The following is a 17,306-nucleotide window of genomic DNA, read 5'->3' as shown; positions in this document are numbered from 1 at the left end:
TGGGGGGTCAGGAATCGAAGTAGCCGCTGTCGATGGCGTAGCGGGCGGCGTGGGCGCTGGGCTCGCGGTAAAGGGCGTAGACGGGCTCGATGCGGGCGTCGAGGCGGTCGGTTTCCAGCCAGACCGGGCCGCCGAGCCGTTTCTCGGCCGCTGCTGTCAGCCGTACTTGTTTACGGCCCGGGCCGTCTTCGCGGGCGATAAGGGTAATGTCGTCGCGCTCCAGCAGCCGGCGTACGCCCCGCTCACCCAGGCGGTGGTAGCTGCCCAGTTCTTGCTCGATGCCCGGTACGATGACCTTGGTGACGTGGCAGCGGCCGCCAGTGGTCGGAGAGCGAAATACGTAGGGCGTCAGTCCTTCCTGCGCCAGCTGGTCCATCACGTAGGCCCATTGGGCGGACTGGTCGGCAAAGGAGTGGGCGGGCAGGTCGCGGCAGTCAATGGTCTCCCGGTGCAGGAATACGTTGTCGTCAAGTTTGTCGCGCAGGGCCGCGCGGCCCTCGTTCAGCCAATCGACCATGGCCCGGAGTGCCCGGGGCTCTTCGGTGTCCAGGTCGAGCATACCGAGCTGCCGCTCGCGGAAGCCCGGCGGTATGGTCGCTTCTTTCTTCGGCCAGGGTACGTTGTCGAAGCGCTTGCGGGTGTGGCTGCTGGCGCATTCCGTGATGGCCTTTAGCAGGGCGACGCGGTAGTCGGTGTCCGCGCCCTCGCCGGTAGCGGTCACGCCGAGGGGGAAGCCGTCGTCCGTGCGGTCGTCCCCCACGGCGTACACGCTGACGCAGCCGCAGGTCACGCGGGCCAGCTTGCAGGTGACGTGCAGGCCCCGGTCGGCGAGTTCCCTTATGAGGGCGCGGCAGTCCTCCGGCAGGGTCGCCGGGTCGATCACCAGGCCGCGGTCCAGCGCGCGGAAGCAGTCGGCGTTGCCGTCACGCTGCAGCAGCTCCAGCGTCCCGTGCAGCAGGGCCCGCACCTCGGTATCGCCGGCCCCGCTGCCGTTGCGGATCGCCGTGATGAGGCGGTTGGGGTAATCGACCTGTCCGTTGGTACAGGCCACGAATTCCGCGGGCACCCAGCAGGTCTCCCCGTCCGTCAGCCGCTCGACCGGCGACCACCGCAGCGGATAGTCGGCGTGGTAAGGGCTGCCGGCCGAGAGCACCAGCGTCAGCGGGTCCACGACGCGGTCTTCGCCCAGTGCGGCGACCAGTTCGCGGTAGCTGCCCTCGCGCATAAGCAACTGCTCAAATCCGGCCAGGGTATGGTACTCCTCGCAGAGCTCGCCGTAGCCCCCCAGGCGGGCGGCGGGCAGGCTGCGGCCGTAGCCGATGCCGTTGGCATTGATGCCGTCGGCCCCGTGGAAGTCTACGTTGATGATGGGAATGCCAAGGTAGTCGACCGGGTCGATCCGGAATTCCTGCAATTCGCCGGCAGGCAGGCTGCTGCGGTACATCTCCGTGGGGGTAGCGTAATCGTAGGTATTAGGCATGATCGAGCAGGGTTTGCAGGGATACGGGTCGGGTGTGGATGCCGGTAGCGAGTAGGTAATCGACCAGCGCGATGGCCGCCTCCCGCCCGACGCCCCGCCCGAATTCGAAGGGGGTACAGACGTGGTCGAAGTCGTACCGCCCGAAGACCTCCCGGTAGTGGAGCAGCTCCTCCCGCGTCAGGGGGATGCTGTAGTGGTATCCCTTGTGGCAGCTGAGGGCCACCGGCGTTTCGCCGTCTTCGGCAAAGTCGATCTTGAGGGCATCGCCCAGGAACAGCAGTCGGTACTGTCCGTCGTAGAGCGCGGTCTGCCCCTCGTAGTGGCCGCCCAGCCGCTGGAATTCCAGGTCAGGGCCGAGGGCGTGGTGGTCGTCGATGGGCCGGTTGACGCGGAAGGCCTTGGTGTGTACCAGGTCGTCGCGGTGGATGATAAGCTCCTCCGGCGCGTGCTGTTCCTGCAGCTGCCACAGGGCTCCGTAGCCGTGGGGGTGACTGGCCGCCAGCGTACGGATGCCGCCCAGTTCCTCAATTTTCCGTTTGCCGGCCGCGTCGTAGTACGGCGCCGCCTCGAAGGCTACGTTGCCCGCTTCGCGGATGATGAGCCAGCCGTGGCTGCCCAGGCCCAGCTGGGGGACGGTCCAGAACTCCCACAGGCCCGGCAACGTCTCCCGCCATTCGGTACGGTACCGGCCCTCCGCCTCCGCGACCGGGAGGTAGGTGAAGTCCTCGTCGGGCAGGGCGTTGCGCACGTCCATGCAGTTGGGGCAGTAGACGGGCTCCCGGCTGTCGAACCAGAGGATCCAGCCGCCGCAGTGGGTACAGGCGTAGTGGGTTAGGGGCATGAGGTTTTTAGTTGCTGGTTGCTGGTTGGTGGGTGCTGGTTGCTGGTTGCTGGGTGGCTTCGCTTCGCTCGCCGTCAGGGCTCGCTGGAGGAGCTGGACCTGGCGGTGAGTGGTATCCAGGTCGGTGTGATCCGGTGGAAGTAGGAGGCGATCGAGGAAGTGGAGGAGCTGGTGGGCGAAGGGCCCTTCTTCACGGGCGAAGGGGAGATCGCGTGAGCTACCATCCCTGGCGTCGGTGAAGGTTAGGGTGCCGCCGGGGTCCTGTCCCATGGTGTTTTCGGCGAGGAGGGTGCCGCCAGTCCCCATGACTTCCAGGCGGCGGCGGGGCAGGGTCTCCGGGCGGTTGTACGCTACGGTGAGGGTCGCCAGCGCGCCGCCGCGGAAGCGGACGCTGAGCACGCCGCCGTCGTCGACCGCGTAGTCCTGCACCGCCCGCTGTAGGAAGCAGTGTACGTCGGTGATGGCGTCGTCCAGCAGCCACTCCAGCAGGTCGAGGCCGTGGGGCGCCAGATCGATCACCGCGCCGCCGCCCGCGCGGCCGTAGTCGATGCGCCAGTTGTCGCCGCTCCACTCCTTCGGCAGCCAGCAGGCGTAGTCGATCCGCGCCTGGGTGGGCGTTCCGATCCGCCCTTCCCGGATGGCCGCCCGCAGTGCCCGGTGGGCGGGGTGATGGCGCTGGTCGTAGGCGGTCACCAGCAGGCGCCCGCTGCGCCGGGCCGCTTCGGCCATCGCGGTGGCGTCTTCGGCCGTCAGCGCCAGGGGTTTTTCGCAGAGCACGTGAATGCCGCGGTCTAGGCAGGCAATGGTCTGCGCCCGGTGGAGGTGATTGGGCGTGGCGATGTAGACGGCGTCGACCCGGTCGGCGGCCAACAGGTCGTCGAGTTCCTCGAAACACCACACATGATCGGGCAATCCTTCGAAGTCGGCCGGGCGCAGGCTCACCACCGCCGTCAGCCGTACCCGGTCGCCCGCCGCGGCGAGCGCCGGCAGCATGTAGTCGCGGGCCACCCAGCCCAGCCCGACGATCCCGAACCGTACCTGAGCCACTACCATCGGGCGGGGAGGTTGAGGAGGTGACGGCTGCGGAAGGCTTCCCGGGAACTGGCGGGTGCCGGGGTGGCAGCCAGCTTCTCCAGGGTGTATTCCCCGAGTCCGGCTCCGTCTTCGGTGTACTCCTTTCGCCAGCCGTCGCTGGGCCAGGAAACGCCATTTTCGGTCAGCAGGGGGTTGGATTGGAGGCTGGTGCCGTCGCGCGTCCAGTCGATGGGCCGGTGGTCGGTCTCGTTCTCGATCCAGCCGACGGCGATGGGGGCGGGGTGCCCGGTGTCGGATTCCCGGTCGTACCAGCCCAGGCGGTAGTCGGCATCGTCGCGTACGAAGGCTCCCGTCAGCTTGGTGTAGTCGGCCCGCTCCCCGGCAAAGCCGGCCGCGTGGCCGCTGCTGCGCGTGTGTACGTGCCCCACCGCTACGCTGCCGCCGCCGCTCAGCTTACGCATGTGCGCCAGCGCCGGTCCCTTGTGCTCGAAAAAGTAGAGGGCATCGTGGCAGAAGACGGTGTGCGGCTTGCGGGTGGCGAGTACCGGTCCCCGCTCGATGTCGCCACAGATCAGCGGCCCCCGTACCCCGAGGTAGCGGCGTGCCAGCCACAGCTTCGACCAGACGATATCGACGCCCACGGTGCGCCGGCCGGCCGCCTCCAGCGCGTGCAGGAAGTGTCCGATGCCGCAGGCGACCTCGATCACCGGCAGGTGGTGGGGCGTGCGCTCGAGCATGTGCAGCCCCCCGGTGAAGGTTGGCGAGCACCAGCGGTAGGCGAAGTAATCGCCGACCGCTCCGTAGTTCAGCAGTTGCATGGCCTCCCGCAGGCTGAGCTCCGGCCGGTCGACCGCCCGGTCGATGGCGTCCGCCCCCGGCGGCGGGGTGGGACTGAAGCGGTCCTGGTCGGCCAGCAGCTGGCGGCGGGCGGCGGCCATGTCCCCCGCGTCCAGGGCGGCTGCGGCCGCGGCGCGTACGGCTTCCTTGTCCCGCAGGTAGGGAATACCGTCCACCACCGGCCAGCGGTCGGTACCGTCGGTGAGGAAATGATCGCCCTCCGGGCGGAGCACCTCGCCGGTGCGCGGACTGATCAAAGGGTACTCCACAGTTCGGTTTCGTTGAGCAACTCGGTTTGAAAATCCTTGAGGGGGCCGGGGTGCACCAGGTCCAGGTCGCCCAGCACCTGCCGCTCGGTGACGGCCGCCGCCCGCACGCGCCATTTCACGTCGAGCACCCGGTCGATGACGTCGCCGGCGCTGATGGCGTAGCCCTCCGGCGTGGCGAGCGACTCGTGGTGGCGCAGCACGTCGGTCAGCCGCTCGCGCAGGGCGGGGGTAAACTCCTCCAGCGCCGTGGCCCGGCAGTTGTCGATCACCTGCTGCAGGTAGGGCTCCAGCGCCAGCTCGCCGGCCCAGCCGCAGTCGGGCAGGTAGGCATTGTGGAGGTGGTGGGCCAGTCCGCAGACGAAGGCCGCCCCGGGATCGGCTCCGTAGCGCCCCGCGGTCAGGGCAGCGTATACCCCGGTCAGCAGGCAGTGATCGGCGTGGCTCTCGGCCGGCAGCAGCACCAGCCGGGGGTGCTCCGGGTGGGTGGCACCGGCCCGGGGTTGCTCGCGGAGCCGCGTGAGACAGGCCGGCAGTTCCTCCGTTTCCGGAAAACCTTGCACCTGCGTCCCCGCCAGTTCCCGTAACGTACGCTCCAGCGGACCACGGAGCCGCGCCACCGTAGCGGCATCGAGGCGGTCGCCCACCGTGCGGTCGAAGGCATTGGTGCAGACCTCGCGGATGGCCGCCGCATCCAGCCGGGCGGCGCGGAAGAAGGCGGCGTCCACGCCGGGAAAAAGCACGTACAGCAGGGCGCGGGCGGCGGTGCGGTCGGCCGCCTCGTTCCAGTCGGCGCCGTTCAACACCGCCCGCCAGGCCCCGACGAACAGCTCGTCGGCCAGCGAGTGGCGCACCCCGGCGGGCCGCAGGCGCTTGAGGTCCTGCAGCTCGGCAAACAGATGGGCGGAGGCCTTCACTATACCGCCGCCGTTTCCTGTACGGGCTCCAGTACGTTGAGCTCCTCCAGCCAGCGCAGCAGTTCGATCTGCTGCTCGGTGAAGTTGTGGTTGGGCGCGCCGCCGTCGGGCGTCATCGGGGCCTTGAAGAAGACACCGAGCGACTCGGCCACGCCACCGCGTCCCTTGCGCCGCGCCAGGTCGAGGCAGCGGGCGATCTCCAGGGCCAGCGGGGCGGCCAGGATACTGTCCTTGCAGAGGAAGTTGACCTTGATCTGCATCGGGTGCCCGAGGAAGCCCGTGACGTCGATGTTGTCCCAGGCCTCCTTATTGTCGCCGCGGGGCTTGTAGTAGTTGATCTTCACGACGTGGTTCTCGACCTCGTAGCCGAGGCAGCTCGTGAGCACGTCGCCCTTGGTGTTGATCTTATTGAGCAGGCTCTTGGGCTTGCGCAGGGCCTCGCCGTCGCGGTTCCCCAGGATGTTGGTGCTGAACCAGCCGTCGACCTCCAGGGCGCGGGCGCGCAGGGCGGGGGCCACGACGGTCTTGAGGAAGGTCTGGCCGGTCTTGCCGTCCTTGCCGGCGATGGGTACGTTGCGCTCGGCGGCCAGCATCCGCAGGGCGGGTACGTCGGCGGCCACGCTGGGCGTGAAGTTGCCGTAGGGGGTGCCGGAGGTAATGCAGGCGTAGGCGTAGAGCATGGCCGGACTGATGCAGGCGTGGCCGCCGTCGAGCGCCTCCTCGAAGGCTGCGATGCTCTGGTACTTCTCTTCCGTGAGGTCCAGGGCCGACTCGGTGCTGGCCAGGTTGATGACCACCACGTTGCCGCTGATCTCCCGGCCGAAGTCGGCGATCTGCTGCTGGATGGTGGCGATGAGCTCGCGGTGGCTCTCGGTGCTGTCGGCGCCGTTCACCACGCCCTCGCAGTAGGATTCCTTGCGGATGGCGGGCAGGGGGTACATGGCGGAGAGCTCCTCCCGTACGGCCTCGAGCTGCTCGCGGTCGAGCACCTTGTGATGGGCGGCGGCCTGGTAGAGGTCGTCCTGGTAGAGGTCCCAGCCGGTAAAGCGGAGGTTGGCGTAGTCGACCAGGTCGAGGTGGTCGAATTCGGCGAGCGGCAGGCCGACGGGGCGCTGCAGGCCCTTGCGCAGCAGCAGGGATCCGGCGACGGCGGTGGTCGCTACGGCGCCGCCGAGACCGATAATGGCGATGCCCAGGGGCGCGGTGGAGTGGGCGGGTGGGTTATTAGACATGGCTGGGTGTTGATCGAGGTAAGTAGGTTTCGGCCCCCGTGGGTTGGGAGCCGGACACCTAATTGCCTTTCGGGAAAATGGTTCACGATTTTCTCGTGACCCAGTCAGTGCGCGGCCGCTGGTGCGGTGTGCGTGGGAAAACAGCTAACACGCGTGGTTTCGGGCTTATCTCTCTAAACGAAGTGAGCGGTCGGTCTGCCGTGGCCGGATATTGGGCCACATACGTGTGGAGGGTACCGCCGGTGTATTTTTGCGTCGTCTATGGTCACCCGGGGATTATTTGACCATGGATTCTGGTGGATTCGGCTCGCGGACCACCTGTCGGCTCAGCTCGTGTTGCCCGGTAAGTACCACAGATTAGTACGGGCCGTTGGGCTGCCTTCGTGGTCTCCTATGTATGGACCTCACACTTGCCAATTTGCGAAGACCTCTGCGTTTCCGCGGTTAAACCCTACCCTGCGCGGTCGGAGACCGCACCGTACTCCCGCTGCCGGAGGCAGCATTGTACTGTTCTGCGTCTTACCGCACGGTGACCTCGTCCACAAACAGCCACGACCTCCCGTGCTTCACCCTCACGCGGAGGTAGCGGGCATCCTGAGCGGGGAAGGTGACTCCGAAGTCCGCGATGGTCGCGTCCGGATTGTCCGCCGGGGCGCGGTGGAAGGTGCCGACCTCGCGGAACGTCTTCCCGTCGTTGGAGACCGCTACGGTCAGATCGGTGGGGTAGTAGATGCCGGCCCCCTGGCTTTCGAGGAAGCCGACCTCGACCGACTCGATCTTCCGGCTTGCGCGGAGGTCCAGTACCATATCAACATCGGTATTCAGCCAGCCAAGCCACTGCCCGTCGTGGAAGTTCTTGCTGCCGCGCAGCAGGTTGACGAGGGTGCCGTCTCCCTGGCCGGAATAGGCCTCGTGGTAGCCGGGAGTATAGGCCGGTTGCGCGTTCGCCGCCGCGTGGAAGGTGAAGGTTGCCTCGCTCGGCGGGGTCATCCGCTCACCGGCTTCGAAGACGGCGGCCTGCACCGGGGTGGTTTCCCGCAGGACCAGCGGATCGGTATAGCGCGGTGAGTCGGCCGTCACCGGTGAGCCATCGAGGGTATAGTGGATGCGGGTGTCCGGAAACTCGCTGTTCAGCTCCAGCGTGACGCTCGGCGCGGCGAGGTCGGATGTGGCGTCGAGCCGGACCTGGTAGGCGCTGCCGGCGTAGTTGACGCCCATGCGGTCGAAGCGGCCCATCATACGCCGGGTACGGGCGGAGAAGTCATCCCAGTCGCGCGCCGCTTGCGGTGACCACAGCACTTCGGCCGTCGCCCAGAGGCGGGGATAGAGCATGTACTCAGAGTGCTCGGGCGTAGGGACGTACTCCGACCAGAGGTTGGCCTGTCCACCGAGTACGTGGTCGCGCTGCGCCTGTGACATGGAGTCCAGCGTCGGCTCGAAGCCGTACACGGTTTCGAGGTAGGTGAAGGCCCCGAAGGCCGTGGGCTCGTAGTCGGGATTACCCTGGTAGTAGTCGAAATAGGCGTGGCTGGTGGGTGTCATGACCACGTCGTGCCCCGCTTTGGAGGCTTCCCAGCCGCCCTGCATACCGCGCCAGCTCATCACCGTGGCACCGGGGGCGAGGCCGCCCTCCAGAATTTCATCCCAGCCCAGCAGCGTGCGGCCGTGGTCGCTCAGGAAGCGTTCCATCCGCCGGATAAAGTAGCTCTGCAGCTCGGCGGTACCGGCCAGTCCCTCGGCTTCGATGCGCCGCTGGCAGTGGGGGCAGAGCTCCCAGTTGGTTTTGGTGGCTTCGTCGCCACCCACGTGGATGTACCTGGAGGGGAAGAGGGCCATCACCTCGGTGAGTACGTCCTCCAGGAAGGTGAAGGTCGACTCCTTGCCCGCGCAGTAGATCTGGGTAATGGGCCACACCCCGCCGGAGGGCACGGCAATAGTGTCCTCGAAGCAGGAGAGCCAGGGATAGGCAGCGATGGCACTCATCACGTGGGCGGGCATCTCGATCTCGGGCACTACCGTGATGCCCCGCCGCCAGGCGTAGTCGACCACGTCGGCGATATCCGCCTGGGTATAGTAGCCGCCGTAGGTGGCCTCCTCTTCCGGGTCGTTGGTGGCGCGGGCGTTCCAGGCCACGTCCTCCTGGTCGACGCGCCAGGCTCCCACCTCCGTGAGCCGGGGGTACTGCTTGATCTCAATGCGCCAGCCCTGATCGTCGACGAGGTGCCAGTGCAGCGTATTGAGCTTCAGGAAGGCCATGCGGTCGATGGTTTCCTTGATGTATTCTACCGGGAAGAAGTGGCGGGATACGTCGAGCATCAGTCCCCGCCATGCGAAGCGGGGTTCGTCGTCGATGGTCAGTTGCGGCACCGACCAGTCCACATCGGATGTGGCGGTGCTGTCCTCGAATTCAGGGGGGAGGAGTTGCCGCAGGGTTTGCAGTCCGTACACCAGCGCGTGGAGGGAGCCGGCGTCCAGGGTGATCCCCTCTTCCGCGACCTGCAGCCGATAGGCCTCATCGCCCAGGCTGGTATCCTGTTTCACGGTGATGGTCTTCCCGCCGCGCCCGGGGCCGTTGAGGTCCCAGCCCGTGGCCCGGGCATACTGCTCGGTGAAGAAGTCGGCCACCTGCCGCTGCGCGACCGACGCGGTGCGGAGGCGGGTGGTGGCGTCGAAGGTGAAGGTGCCCTGGCCTGGCGTGAGGGTGGTGGGGTAGGGGATGAGGGTTACGGCTTGCTGGGCGGAGAGGGAAGCGGCGAGCAGCAACACAGAGGAGACAAAGAAACTACGGAGCATGGGGGTGCGGGTGCGTTAACGCAGGGAAGGTAACGCTTGCCCCGGAGCCCTTCCGTCAGGAAGACAATCGATAAGCGGATAGCCACTCTAACGCCGCCGCGTCGTCCAGCCAGCCGTGGACACCCCAGTGAAGGTAGGTGAGTGCTTCTGTCTCGTCGCCGGGGCTGTAGTAATCCTTGAGCAAATCCTCCTCGGGCTCCACCTCCCTAAGCAGCAGCGGGATCACGTGCGCGTTGGCCAAGTCGGCTTGCCGCAGGGCTTCGAGGGATACCGGGGTATCACCTTCTGTCTTAAAACGGTAGAGTGCGTAAGGGAATAGCCACATTGCCGAGCTCTCCTCCGCGTAGCGCTCCTGCAGTTCAGCGTATTCTTTCCACCGGCCGCTTTCGACGAGTACGGAGGCGTAGGGATAGCGATTGCCCTGGTTATCCAAGGGGTTCAGTTCGATAAGTTCGGCGTACTCGGCAAGACACTCGTCGATTCGGTCGAGCTCGTACAGCAGCGTAGCGCACTCCAGCTTCGCCCGCATATAGGGGCGCGTTTCGAGGAAGCCCCAGAATTGGCCCCGGAGGCTACGGAATTTCTTCCCGATCCGGCGTTTTCCCGCAGCCACGCCCTTCCGTGCATAGTCGAGCGCTAGTGTCGTGTCGGACGCGTAGGCCAGGTCGGCCAGCAACAGGTAGGCATCGGCGTTGTCGGGGTCCAATTTCAGGACTTGCCTTACCAAACTGACGGCGTGCTCCGGTTCCGCCTCGTAGGCGTCGTAGAGCAATTCTTGGGCGCGATCCTCGTTGGTTGGTTCTTCTGGTTTCATGGTGTCTAGGGGCAGGGGGGTATGCCTCTTTAAGGCACGACTTATGAGGTTGCTTTGGAGGGCCGGGCGGCGGGGCGCGGGTGCCACGTTTCCCCGGAATTAGCCGCGCGCTTGGCTTCGATCATCACGCCTACGGGTCCTTGGCCTTCGGCCCGTCGTGGATGACGGCGTCGATGCGGTCCTTGGTCGATACCAGGCAGTCGGCGGCGCGGTACCACACCTCCTTCGGGAAGGTCATGAAGTGCCCCTTGTGGTTCTCCTCGCTCTCGGCGGCGTTGGCGATGCGGTTCAGCAGCAGCGGCAGTTCGTGCTTGAGTTGGTCGATATCGGCGCGGGCGAATTTCTCCTTCCGGTAGGCTTTGTTGAGGGACTGGTTGGGGGTGAGGGCAGGGTGCTGAAGCATACCCGGGTCAAATTACAACCCATCTATCACAAAAAAAGAGGCACGCAGCAAGACCGCGCACCTCCTCAGGAATACTGTAAGTCTTGGAACTGGCTAGTCGACGTCCCAGAAGAGTTTGGTGGACAGATTATCCATACTGCTGACCTCCTCGTAGTTGTAGTTGAAGCTGATCTCCCGCCCGGAAATGCCCCAGCGGGACGGCGGCAGCGGTTGCACCGAAGAGTTGTCGCTCCAGAAGGTGAGCTGGGGGTAATCAAGCCGGCGTACTTCGGCCCAGTTCTGGTAGGGCTGGACGATGTTGAAGTGCAGCCACTTCTGCTGGGCGATCCGCTTTACTTTCTCCTCCACGGAGAGCCCGGCCGTCATTGCGACCGGTTCGCTGGCGATGAGCTGCTGGTACGCCTCGTCCGATACCGACGTGACGGTCACGCCGTTGGTAGCCGTGCTCAGCGAATTCACGTAGAGGTAGAAGTCGATCGACTGGCGGATGCCCGTCTCGTAGGCCTCCACGGCGGCCTCGCCATTGTCGGTGCGCGCGTAGTACTCCGCCCGCAGGAAACTGACCTCCGAGGCGTTGAACAGGACGCCGGGGAAGTACTCGTTCTCGCTGAAGGTCGTGCGGTTGTAATAGGCGATCTCGCCGTCGTTGACCAGGGCCTGCTGGGCCGTTCCGTCCAGCATGGGGTCCAGGCCCACAAATTCTCCCTCGGCCTCGGTGCCGGGCTCGAAAAGGATCTCCAGGCGCGGATCGTTGCTGGACGTAAGCAGGTCGATCATGATCTGGCTGGCGTCGTCGCCGTCCCAGCCGGCGGAGTTAATCCCCTGCTGGAACCCGCGGGAGCTGATGACGGAGTTGGGATCGAACACGTTGATCATCGCGTTCTGGTCGTTGTTTTCGATGACGGGGTAGCGGTCGGGGTTGTTCACGATCTCGCCCAGCTCGGTCATGGCCCGGTCCGTAAAACCCGGGGCCTCCAGTACGCGCATCAGCATCCGCATGCGCAGCGAGTTGGTGAACCGCTGCCAGAGTTCCACGTCGCCATTGTTGATCAGGTCCTGGCTGCGGAAGGAAGCGGTGGCGTTGGCGGAGAGCTCGACGGACTGCATGTCGTCGGCGATCGACTTCAGGTCGTCCAGCATGAAGGTGTAGATCTCGCTGCCCGTGTTGAACGGGGCGTAGGAGACCGTGTAATCACCGGCGTTGGTGCTGATCATGCCGGCTTCGAAGTAGGGCATCATGCCGAACAGGTCGACCGCCCGCTGGGTCTCGAAGTGCATGTACACGTCGGCGGCCATGCGGAAGATCTTCAGGTCGGCCTGGCTGTCGGCGTCCAGGTTATTGTAGATGCGCTGCAGTTCGCGGTACTGGGTCAGTACGGCGTAGTAGTTGTCCCAGAAGGAGTTGACGCCCGACGAGCCGGGGACGTACTGACCCGGGCTGTTGACGAAGCCGATCGACTGCGTCCAGGGGTTGAGGGTACCCGTCAGGACGACGAAGTAGTTCCAGTAATCGGGGACCACGTAGTCGCGGCCCTCCACCAGTATGCCGGTGAATTGCTTATCGACCGTGGTTTCGCTGATGCGCGCGGGATTGGGATAGGCATCCGCGAAGTCGTCCTTGGTGCACGATAGCGTCACCAGCAGGTAGGCGCTCAGCAGGACGTACGCAAAGCTCCGGGGGGTGGGGTAGTAAGTTTGCATTAGAAGTTGGTTTTAAACTGGAGACCGAAGGAGCGGAACGACGGGTTATTGCCGGCGTTGTTGATGTTATGGTACCAGCGGGAGCTGGCCACGGTTTGCTCGGGATCCAGGTCCTTGATGGAGCGGTAGATGAAGAAGATGTTGCGGCCGAAGATCGAGAGGTTAGCATTCTGCATGCCGATCCCGCTGATCCAGGATGTGGGGAAGTTGAAGCCCAGCGCAAGCTCGCGGACCTTTACCCAGTTGTTCTCGTTGACGTACAGGTCGTAGCGCGAGTTGCCATACTGCGGCCCGCCCCAGTTGTAGCTGCCGTTGTAGTACTGCGCCTGGGACACCACGTTGGTGTTGGGTTCGCCGGTGGAGAGAACGCCTTCCAGCAGTACGCCGTCGTTGAAAACGAGTTCCCCGTTGGGGCCCGCGTCCGCGGTAGTCTGTACGCCCTTGCCCTCCTCGTTAACGTAGTAGCGCAGGCCGCCGCTCTCGGCGTCGCGGAAGTTGAGGCTCTCCTCGGTCAGGCCGCGGCTGGTCATCCAGTAGATGCCGGTGGGCATAATGGCCCCGCCGTAGCTGAAGTCGGCCACAAAGTTGAGGGTGAAGTTGTCCAGGGCCAAGCCGCTCACGAATCCGCCCTCGAAGTCGGGCAGCGCGTTGCCGTACACCTCCCAGTTGTCCGCGTCGAGTTGGTAGAGTCCGTTGGCGCCTACGATTTGCTCGCCGGCCGCATTGGTGGCTACGGGGTGGGCGTAGATGTCGCCCATGGGCCGTCCGACCACCGAGCGTACCTGCGCGGCGTTGCCGTCGTAGTCGGCGTGGACCAGCTCCGTGGCGTTGTTGGCCAGCTGCTCTACGGTGTTGATGTTGCGCGAGAAGTTGAGGGTCGAGTTCCAGTTGAACCGCTCGCTGCGGATCAGGTCGGCACTGATACCCAGTTCGATGCCCTTGTTGCGTAGGACGCCGATGTTGGTCAGGACCGTAGTCGCGCCCGAGCTGGTCGGAACATCCACGGGCAGGATCTGGTCGATGATCTTGCCGTCGTAGTAGGTGGCGTCGAAGCTGAAGCGATTGAGGAAGTTGACGTTGAAGCCCACCTCAAACTCCTTCTTGCGCTCGGGGCGGATCACCTCGTTGCCGAAGGCGGAGCCTAGGTTGGTGTAGATCACGGCCGAGCCGCCCTCCCGCTGTACGCCCAGCGTGTTCTGCTGGTAGTTGATGTTGGCGTCGTAGCGGTTGGGGTAGTTGCCTACGATACCGTACGAGGCGCGCACCTTCGCGTAGCTGATGCTGCTCGGCAGGTCGAAGGCCTCGTTGAGGATCAGGCTCGTGTTTACCGAGGGGTAGGTAAAGGAGTTGTTGCCCGGCGCGATGGTAGAAATCCGGTCGCGGCGGATCGTACCCTCCACGAAGTAGAAGGTCTTGAAGCCGAGGTTTACCGAGCCAAACAGGCCGTCGGTGATCTCCGTGGCGCGGGAAGCGCTGCCCTGGGGGATGTCGCGCGAGGCCGACAGGTCAAACTTGTTCTCGGGGCTCAGACCGTTCACCGTGCCGATGTAGGTGCGCGCGTAGTCGTACTTCCGGGCGGTGTAGCCGGCGACCGCCCCCAGACTGAGCCACTCGGCCAGGTCGGTGTCGTAGTTGAGGATGACGTCACCGTACAGCAGGTTCTCCGTGGTGTTGGCCAGCGAGAACGAGCCGCCGGGGTTGTTGTACAGCGCGCTCGGGAAGCGGGTGGGGTCCCACGCTTCGATTTCCTCGGCGGTATAGTCGGTCGAGAGGCGACCCTGCAGGTTCAGGCCGTCCACGATGTTCCACCGCTGGGTGAAGTTCGCGATGATGCGGTTGTTGGATTCCCGCGACTGGCTCTCCAGCACGTTCCAGACGTAGTCGGCAATGGCACTCTTGAAGCCGTTGTAGACGATATTTTCGTCCGGGGTGCTGCTCGCCTGCGTGCCGGTGCGGAAGTAATAGCCGTCGCTGGTCTTGTAGTTGTCGAAGTACCAGTCGGCCGACTCAAAGCGGTCCATCATGCCGCTGAAGTTGTTGACCATGCGGTCCACCTTGTAGGGGCGGTTCTTGGTCGACTGGTTGATGTAGCGAACGTTCAGCGTCGAGGTGAGCCGCTTGTTGATGTTGTAGTTGGAGGTAAAGGTCAGGATGTTGCGCTCGTTCTTGGAGCCCAGGGAGATCATTTGGTTGTCCTGCCGGGTCAGCGATACGCGGAAGCTGAAGTCCTCCGTTCCCTTCGACACCGCCAGGTTGACGTTGGAGCTCACGGCGTTCTGGAAGAGGTCGGCGTAGCTGTTATTGGAGGCGACATAGGGGCGCGTCACGCCGTCCCAGGACAGTACCGGCTGCCCGTCGAACTCCGGACCGAAATTCAGGCTGGTGTTGATCAGGCCGCGGGCGTCAGGGTTGCCGTCGCCGTCGGTATCGTATTCGATGAAGCGGTCGGCGCCCTGTCCGGCATCGGTCAGCGACACCGGATAGCCGGGGCCCCGTACGTTCTGGTAGCGGGGCAGGTAGGCAATGACGTCGGTACTGAGGGCCGCGTTGAATTCCACGCCCAGCCCCTGGTTGAACTTGCCCTTTTTGGTGGTGATAAGGATAACTCCGTTCACCGCGTCGGATCCGTAGAGGGCAGCGGCGGAGGCGCCCTTCAGCACGGAGATGTTGGCGATGTCCTCGGGGTTGATGTCCAGCAGGCCGTTGCCGCGGATGCGCTGGTCGCCCCAGAAGTCGGCGTTGTTGAACTCCCCGTTACGGATCGGTACGCCGTCCAGCACGATCAGCGGCTGAGTGTTGCCGGTGATGGACGACTGGCCGCGGATGTTGATGTTGATGCCGCTGGTGGCCCCGCCGGGGGTGGAGCGGATCGACACGCCGGGCGCTTTACCGTAGAGGGCCGAGGCGAAGTTGGTCACCTGCGTCGTGGTGATGTCCTCGGTCCCCAGTTCGACGGTCGCGTAGCCCAGGGCCTTGCGGTCGCGGGAGATGCCCAGCGCCGTTACCACCACCTCGTCGATGTTGTTGCCTTCCTCCAGGGTCAGGTCGATGACCGTCTGCCCGTTGACGGCGACTTCCTGCGAGCCGTAGCCGATGTAGGAAAAGCGAAGGAGGGGATCCTCGCCCTCTAGGGTGAGGGTGTACGTACCGTCGACGTCGGTCACCGTACCGTTGCCGGTACCGATCTCCAGGATGTTCGCGCCGATGAGGGGGTTGCCCGCCTCGTCGGATACGGTGCCGTATATGGTTTGGGCCCGACACAGCCCGGCGGCGCAAAGCACCAGTAAAAGGGTCAAAATGTGTCTCATACTACTAGCAATTAATGGATTATAAGGATGCGTGAAGGTTAACGCAAGTGTAAAGTGAGCAGGATCAGCCGCGTTAAGGTACACGCAAGGCGACCTATATCGGTTATATTTGGGGTGCCCGGAGGCAAAAGCGTTGATCGACGAGGGAATGCTACATTAAACATAGTTCATATTTACCTTCCGCACAATGTGCCGCCCAATTATTTGTGCCCACCCGCGCGATCCTGCCGCCGGCGATCGCCGGCTTATCCCGTAAGTTTAGTTCATGCCCAAGAAGAAACCTACCCTTTCCGACATTGCCCGCCGCGCCAACGTTTCCATCGGCACCGTCGACCGCGCCATGCACGACCGCGGGCGTATCGCTCCGGACGTCAAGGAACTCATCCTTTCCATCGCCGAGGAGCTCGGCTACAAGAAGAATATCTACGCTTCCCTGCTTGCCTCCAACAATAAGGTGAAGCGGCTGGCCTACCTGCTACCCGCCGCCGGCGTCGACGGCTACTGGGATCTCGTCCTCGAGGGCATACAGAAGGCGATCGACGACCGGCCCATCGAGACGTTCGTGCTGGAGCCGGTCTACTTCGACCTCCACGATCCCCGCGATTTCCTGCGCGGGGTGCAGAAGCTGAAACGCCTGAAGGCCGAAGTACTCCTGACCGCGCCCCTCTTCGGCCGGGAGTGGCCGGAGCTGATGCAACAGCTGGCCGAGCTCGACATGCCGTACGTGCTGATCAACACCTTTCCCGAGCAGATCGACGCCAACTACCTTTCCTACATCGGTCCCGATTCCTACCAGAGTGGCAAACTGGCCGCGCGACTGATGAGCTATCACTGTTCTCCGGGCGATAAGGTACTCGTGTTGCCCCTCGAGAAAGCCTACGTCAATGCCCGCCACATGGTGGAGAAGCGCAACGGGTTTCACGACTTTTTCCAGCAGCACAATCCGTCGGTCGAGGTCATCGTCTCCGACTTCGCCGATTTCGAAAGCGACGCGGCCGTCGACCGGTACGTAGCGCAAGTACTCGCCGAGCACCCCGGCCTCGTAGGTATCTACGTGAGCGCCTCGCGCACCTACGTCATCGCACGGGCCCTGGAGCGCGTCGAGCCGCGACCCATCCTCATCGGCTACGACGTGCTGCCCGAGAACGTCGGTCACCTGCGCAACGAGAGCATTCACTACCTCATCAGCCAGAACCCCAAGCTCATGGGCTACCTGGGCATGAAGGCCTGCCAGGAGTACTCCATCTACGGTACCGTCAAGCACAAGAAAGTGCTGATCCCGATGGACATCGTCGTTCCCGAAAACTACCAGGAAAACCGGGGCAATTACTTCCTGGTCGAGGATCCGCTCCTTGCCATGACGGGAAGCTAGCGAGGTTGGCGAGGCCGCAGGTGCGGGGCAGGATAGGGCGGGGCGCAGGCTGAACGGGTGGGGAACTCACGCGGACTCGGGGGCCAGCGGCCGGTCCCGAAAGTATACGCACCGCACCCGCGCCCCGGCGCATGAAAAAAAGTCAGTTCATTCCGGAAAACGCATGACATATTTTCCGATGCGCCGTGTGGCCCGTGCTTTGCTTTATATGGGTGCGCGCCAGTGAACCCGCCCGGCGACGGGTCCGGTTCTACAGCTGGAGCGCTGATTCGATAACGACCGGCCGGCCGGAGCTTTCTCCTGAAAA

General features: G+C 64.4%; 11 protein-coding genes. 1 reads left to right on the top strand and 10 read right to left on the bottom strand.

The genetic code is table 11. From position 1 onward, the window contains the following. Positions 1 to 7: 7 nt before the first annotated feature. The 10 genes from DQG19_RS18300 to DQG19_RS18250 form a co-directional block, all read right to left on the bottom strand. Positions 8 to 1,480 (bottom strand): YcaO-like family protein, encoded by a 1,473-nt coding sequence (locus DQG19_RS18300; RefSeq protein ID WP_116127748.1) that lies wholly within the window; start codon positions 1,478 to 1,480, stop codon positions 8 to 10. Then, positions 1,473 to 3,374, bottom strand: coding sequence for a Gfo/Idh/MocA family oxidoreductase (locus DQG19_RS21240; protein ID WP_198661801.1), 1,902 nt, complete (start codon positions 3,372 to 3,374; stop codon positions 1,473 to 1,475). Before DQG19_RS21240 ends, DQG19_RS18300 begins: the two co-directional genes overlap by 8 nt. Next, positions 3,368 to 4,462, bottom strand: coding sequence for a class I SAM-dependent methyltransferase (locus DQG19_RS18285; RefSeq protein WP_157974592.1), 1,095 nt, complete (start codon positions 4,460 to 4,462; stop codon positions 3,368 to 3,370). The genes DQG19_RS21240 and DQG19_RS18285 overlap by 7 nt, the downstream gene beginning before the upstream one ends. Beyond that, the gene (locus tag DQG19_RS18280) at positions 4,447 to 5,376 is read right to left on the bottom strand and encodes a hypothetical protein (protein ID WP_116127746.1); all 930 of its coding nucleotides are present in this window, start codon (positions 5,374 to 5,376) and stop codon (positions 4,447 to 4,449) included. The genes DQG19_RS18285 and DQG19_RS18280 overlap by 16 nt, the downstream gene beginning before the upstream one ends. Continuing rightward, positions 5,376 to 6,608: an inositol-3-phosphate synthase gene (locus DQG19_RS18275; protein ID WP_116127745.1), complete on the bottom strand. Its 1,233-nt coding sequence runs from the start codon at positions 6,606 to 6,608 to the stop codon at positions 5,376 to 5,378. Before DQG19_RS18275 ends, DQG19_RS18280 begins: the two co-directional genes overlap by 1 nt. Positions 6,609 to 7,127: 519 nt before the next feature. Next, the gene (locus DQG19_RS18270) at positions 7,128 to 9,401 is read right to left on the bottom strand and encodes a glycoside hydrolase family 20 protein (protein WP_116127744.1); all 2,274 of its coding nucleotides are present in this window, start codon (positions 9,399 to 9,401) and stop codon (positions 7,128 to 7,130) included. Between the two features lie 55 nt (positions 9,402 to 9,456). Then, the gene (locus DQG19_RS18265; protein WP_116127743.1) at positions 9,457 to 10,215 is read right to left on the bottom strand and encodes a tetratricopeptide repeat protein; all 759 of its coding nucleotides are present in this window, start codon (positions 10,213 to 10,215) and stop codon (positions 9,457 to 9,459) included. Between the two features lie 130 nt (positions 10,216 to 10,345). Beyond that, entirely contained in the window at positions 10,346 to 10,618 is a 273-nt protein-coding gene (locus tag DQG19_RS18260; protein ID WP_116127742.1) for a hypothetical protein, read from the bottom strand. A gap of 93 nt (positions 10,619 to 10,711) precedes the next feature. Then, positions 10,712 to 12,319 carry a SusD/RagB family nutrient-binding outer membrane lipoprotein gene (locus DQG19_RS18255; RefSeq protein ID WP_116127741.1) on the bottom strand — a complete coding sequence of 536 codons (1,608 nt, stop codon included), beginning with the start codon at positions 12,317 to 12,319 and terminating at the stop codon, positions 10,712 to 10,714. Beyond that, positions 12,319 to 15,627, bottom strand: coding sequence for a SusC/RagA family TonB-linked outer membrane protein (locus DQG19_RS18250; RefSeq protein ID WP_116127740.1), 3,309 nt, complete (start codon positions 15,625 to 15,627; stop codon positions 12,319 to 12,321). The genes DQG19_RS18255 and DQG19_RS18250 overlap by 1 nt, the downstream gene beginning before the upstream one ends. A 265-nt stretch (positions 15,628 to 15,892) precedes the next feature. Between DQG19_RS18250 and DQG19_RS18245 the strand changes: the two genes are divergently transcribed. Continuing rightward, positions 15,893 to 16,999 carry a LacI family DNA-binding transcriptional regulator gene (locus DQG19_RS18245; RefSeq protein WP_116127739.1) on the top strand — a complete coding sequence of 369 codons (1,107 nt, stop codon included), beginning with the start codon at positions 15,893 to 15,895 and terminating at the stop codon, positions 16,997 to 16,999. Positions 17,000 to 17,306: the final 307 nt, after the last annotated feature.

The organism is Lewinella sp. IMCC34183 (genome assembly GCF_003390915.1).
Classification (GTDB): domain Bacteria; phylum Bacteroidota; class Bacteroidia; order Chitinophagales; family Saprospiraceae; genus Neolewinella.
This window is presented reverse-complemented; position numbering and strand designations above follow the sequence as displayed.

Coding starts and splice junctions, on each gene's coding strand:
- DQG19_RS18300 (WP_116127748.1), bottom strand. CDS start 1,480: ATGCCTAATACCTACGATTACGCTACCCCCACGGAGATGTACCGCAGC.
- DQG19_RS21240 (WP_198661801.1), bottom strand. CDS start 3,374: ATGGTAGTGGCTCAGGTACGGTTCGGGATCGTCGGGCTGGGCTGGGTG.
- DQG19_RS18275 (WP_116127745.1), bottom strand. CDS start 6,608: ATGTCTAATAACCCACCCGCCCACTCCACCGCGCCCCTGGGCATCGCC.
- DQG19_RS18270 (WP_116127744.1), bottom strand. CDS start 9,401: ATGCTCCGTAGTTTCTTTGTCTCCTCTGTGTTGCTGCTCGCCGCTTCC.
- DQG19_RS18265 (WP_116127743.1), bottom strand. CDS start 10,215: ATGAAACCAGAAGAACCAACCAACGAGGATCGCGCCCAAGAATTGCTC.
- DQG19_RS18260 (WP_116127742.1), bottom strand. CDS start 10,618: ATGCTTCAGCACCCTGCCCTCACCCCCAACCAGTCCCTCAACAAAGCC.
- DQG19_RS18255 (WP_116127741.1), bottom strand. CDS start 12,319: ATGCAAACTTACTACCCCACCCCCCGGAGCTTTGCGTACGTCCTGCTG.
- DQG19_RS18250 (WP_116127740.1), bottom strand. CDS start 15,627: ATGAGACACATTTTGACCCTTTTACTGGTGCTTTGCGCCGCCGGGCTG.
- DQG19_RS18245 (WP_116127739.1), top strand. CDS start 15,893: ATGCCCAAGAAGAAACCTACCCTTTCCGACATTGCCCGCCGCGCCAAC.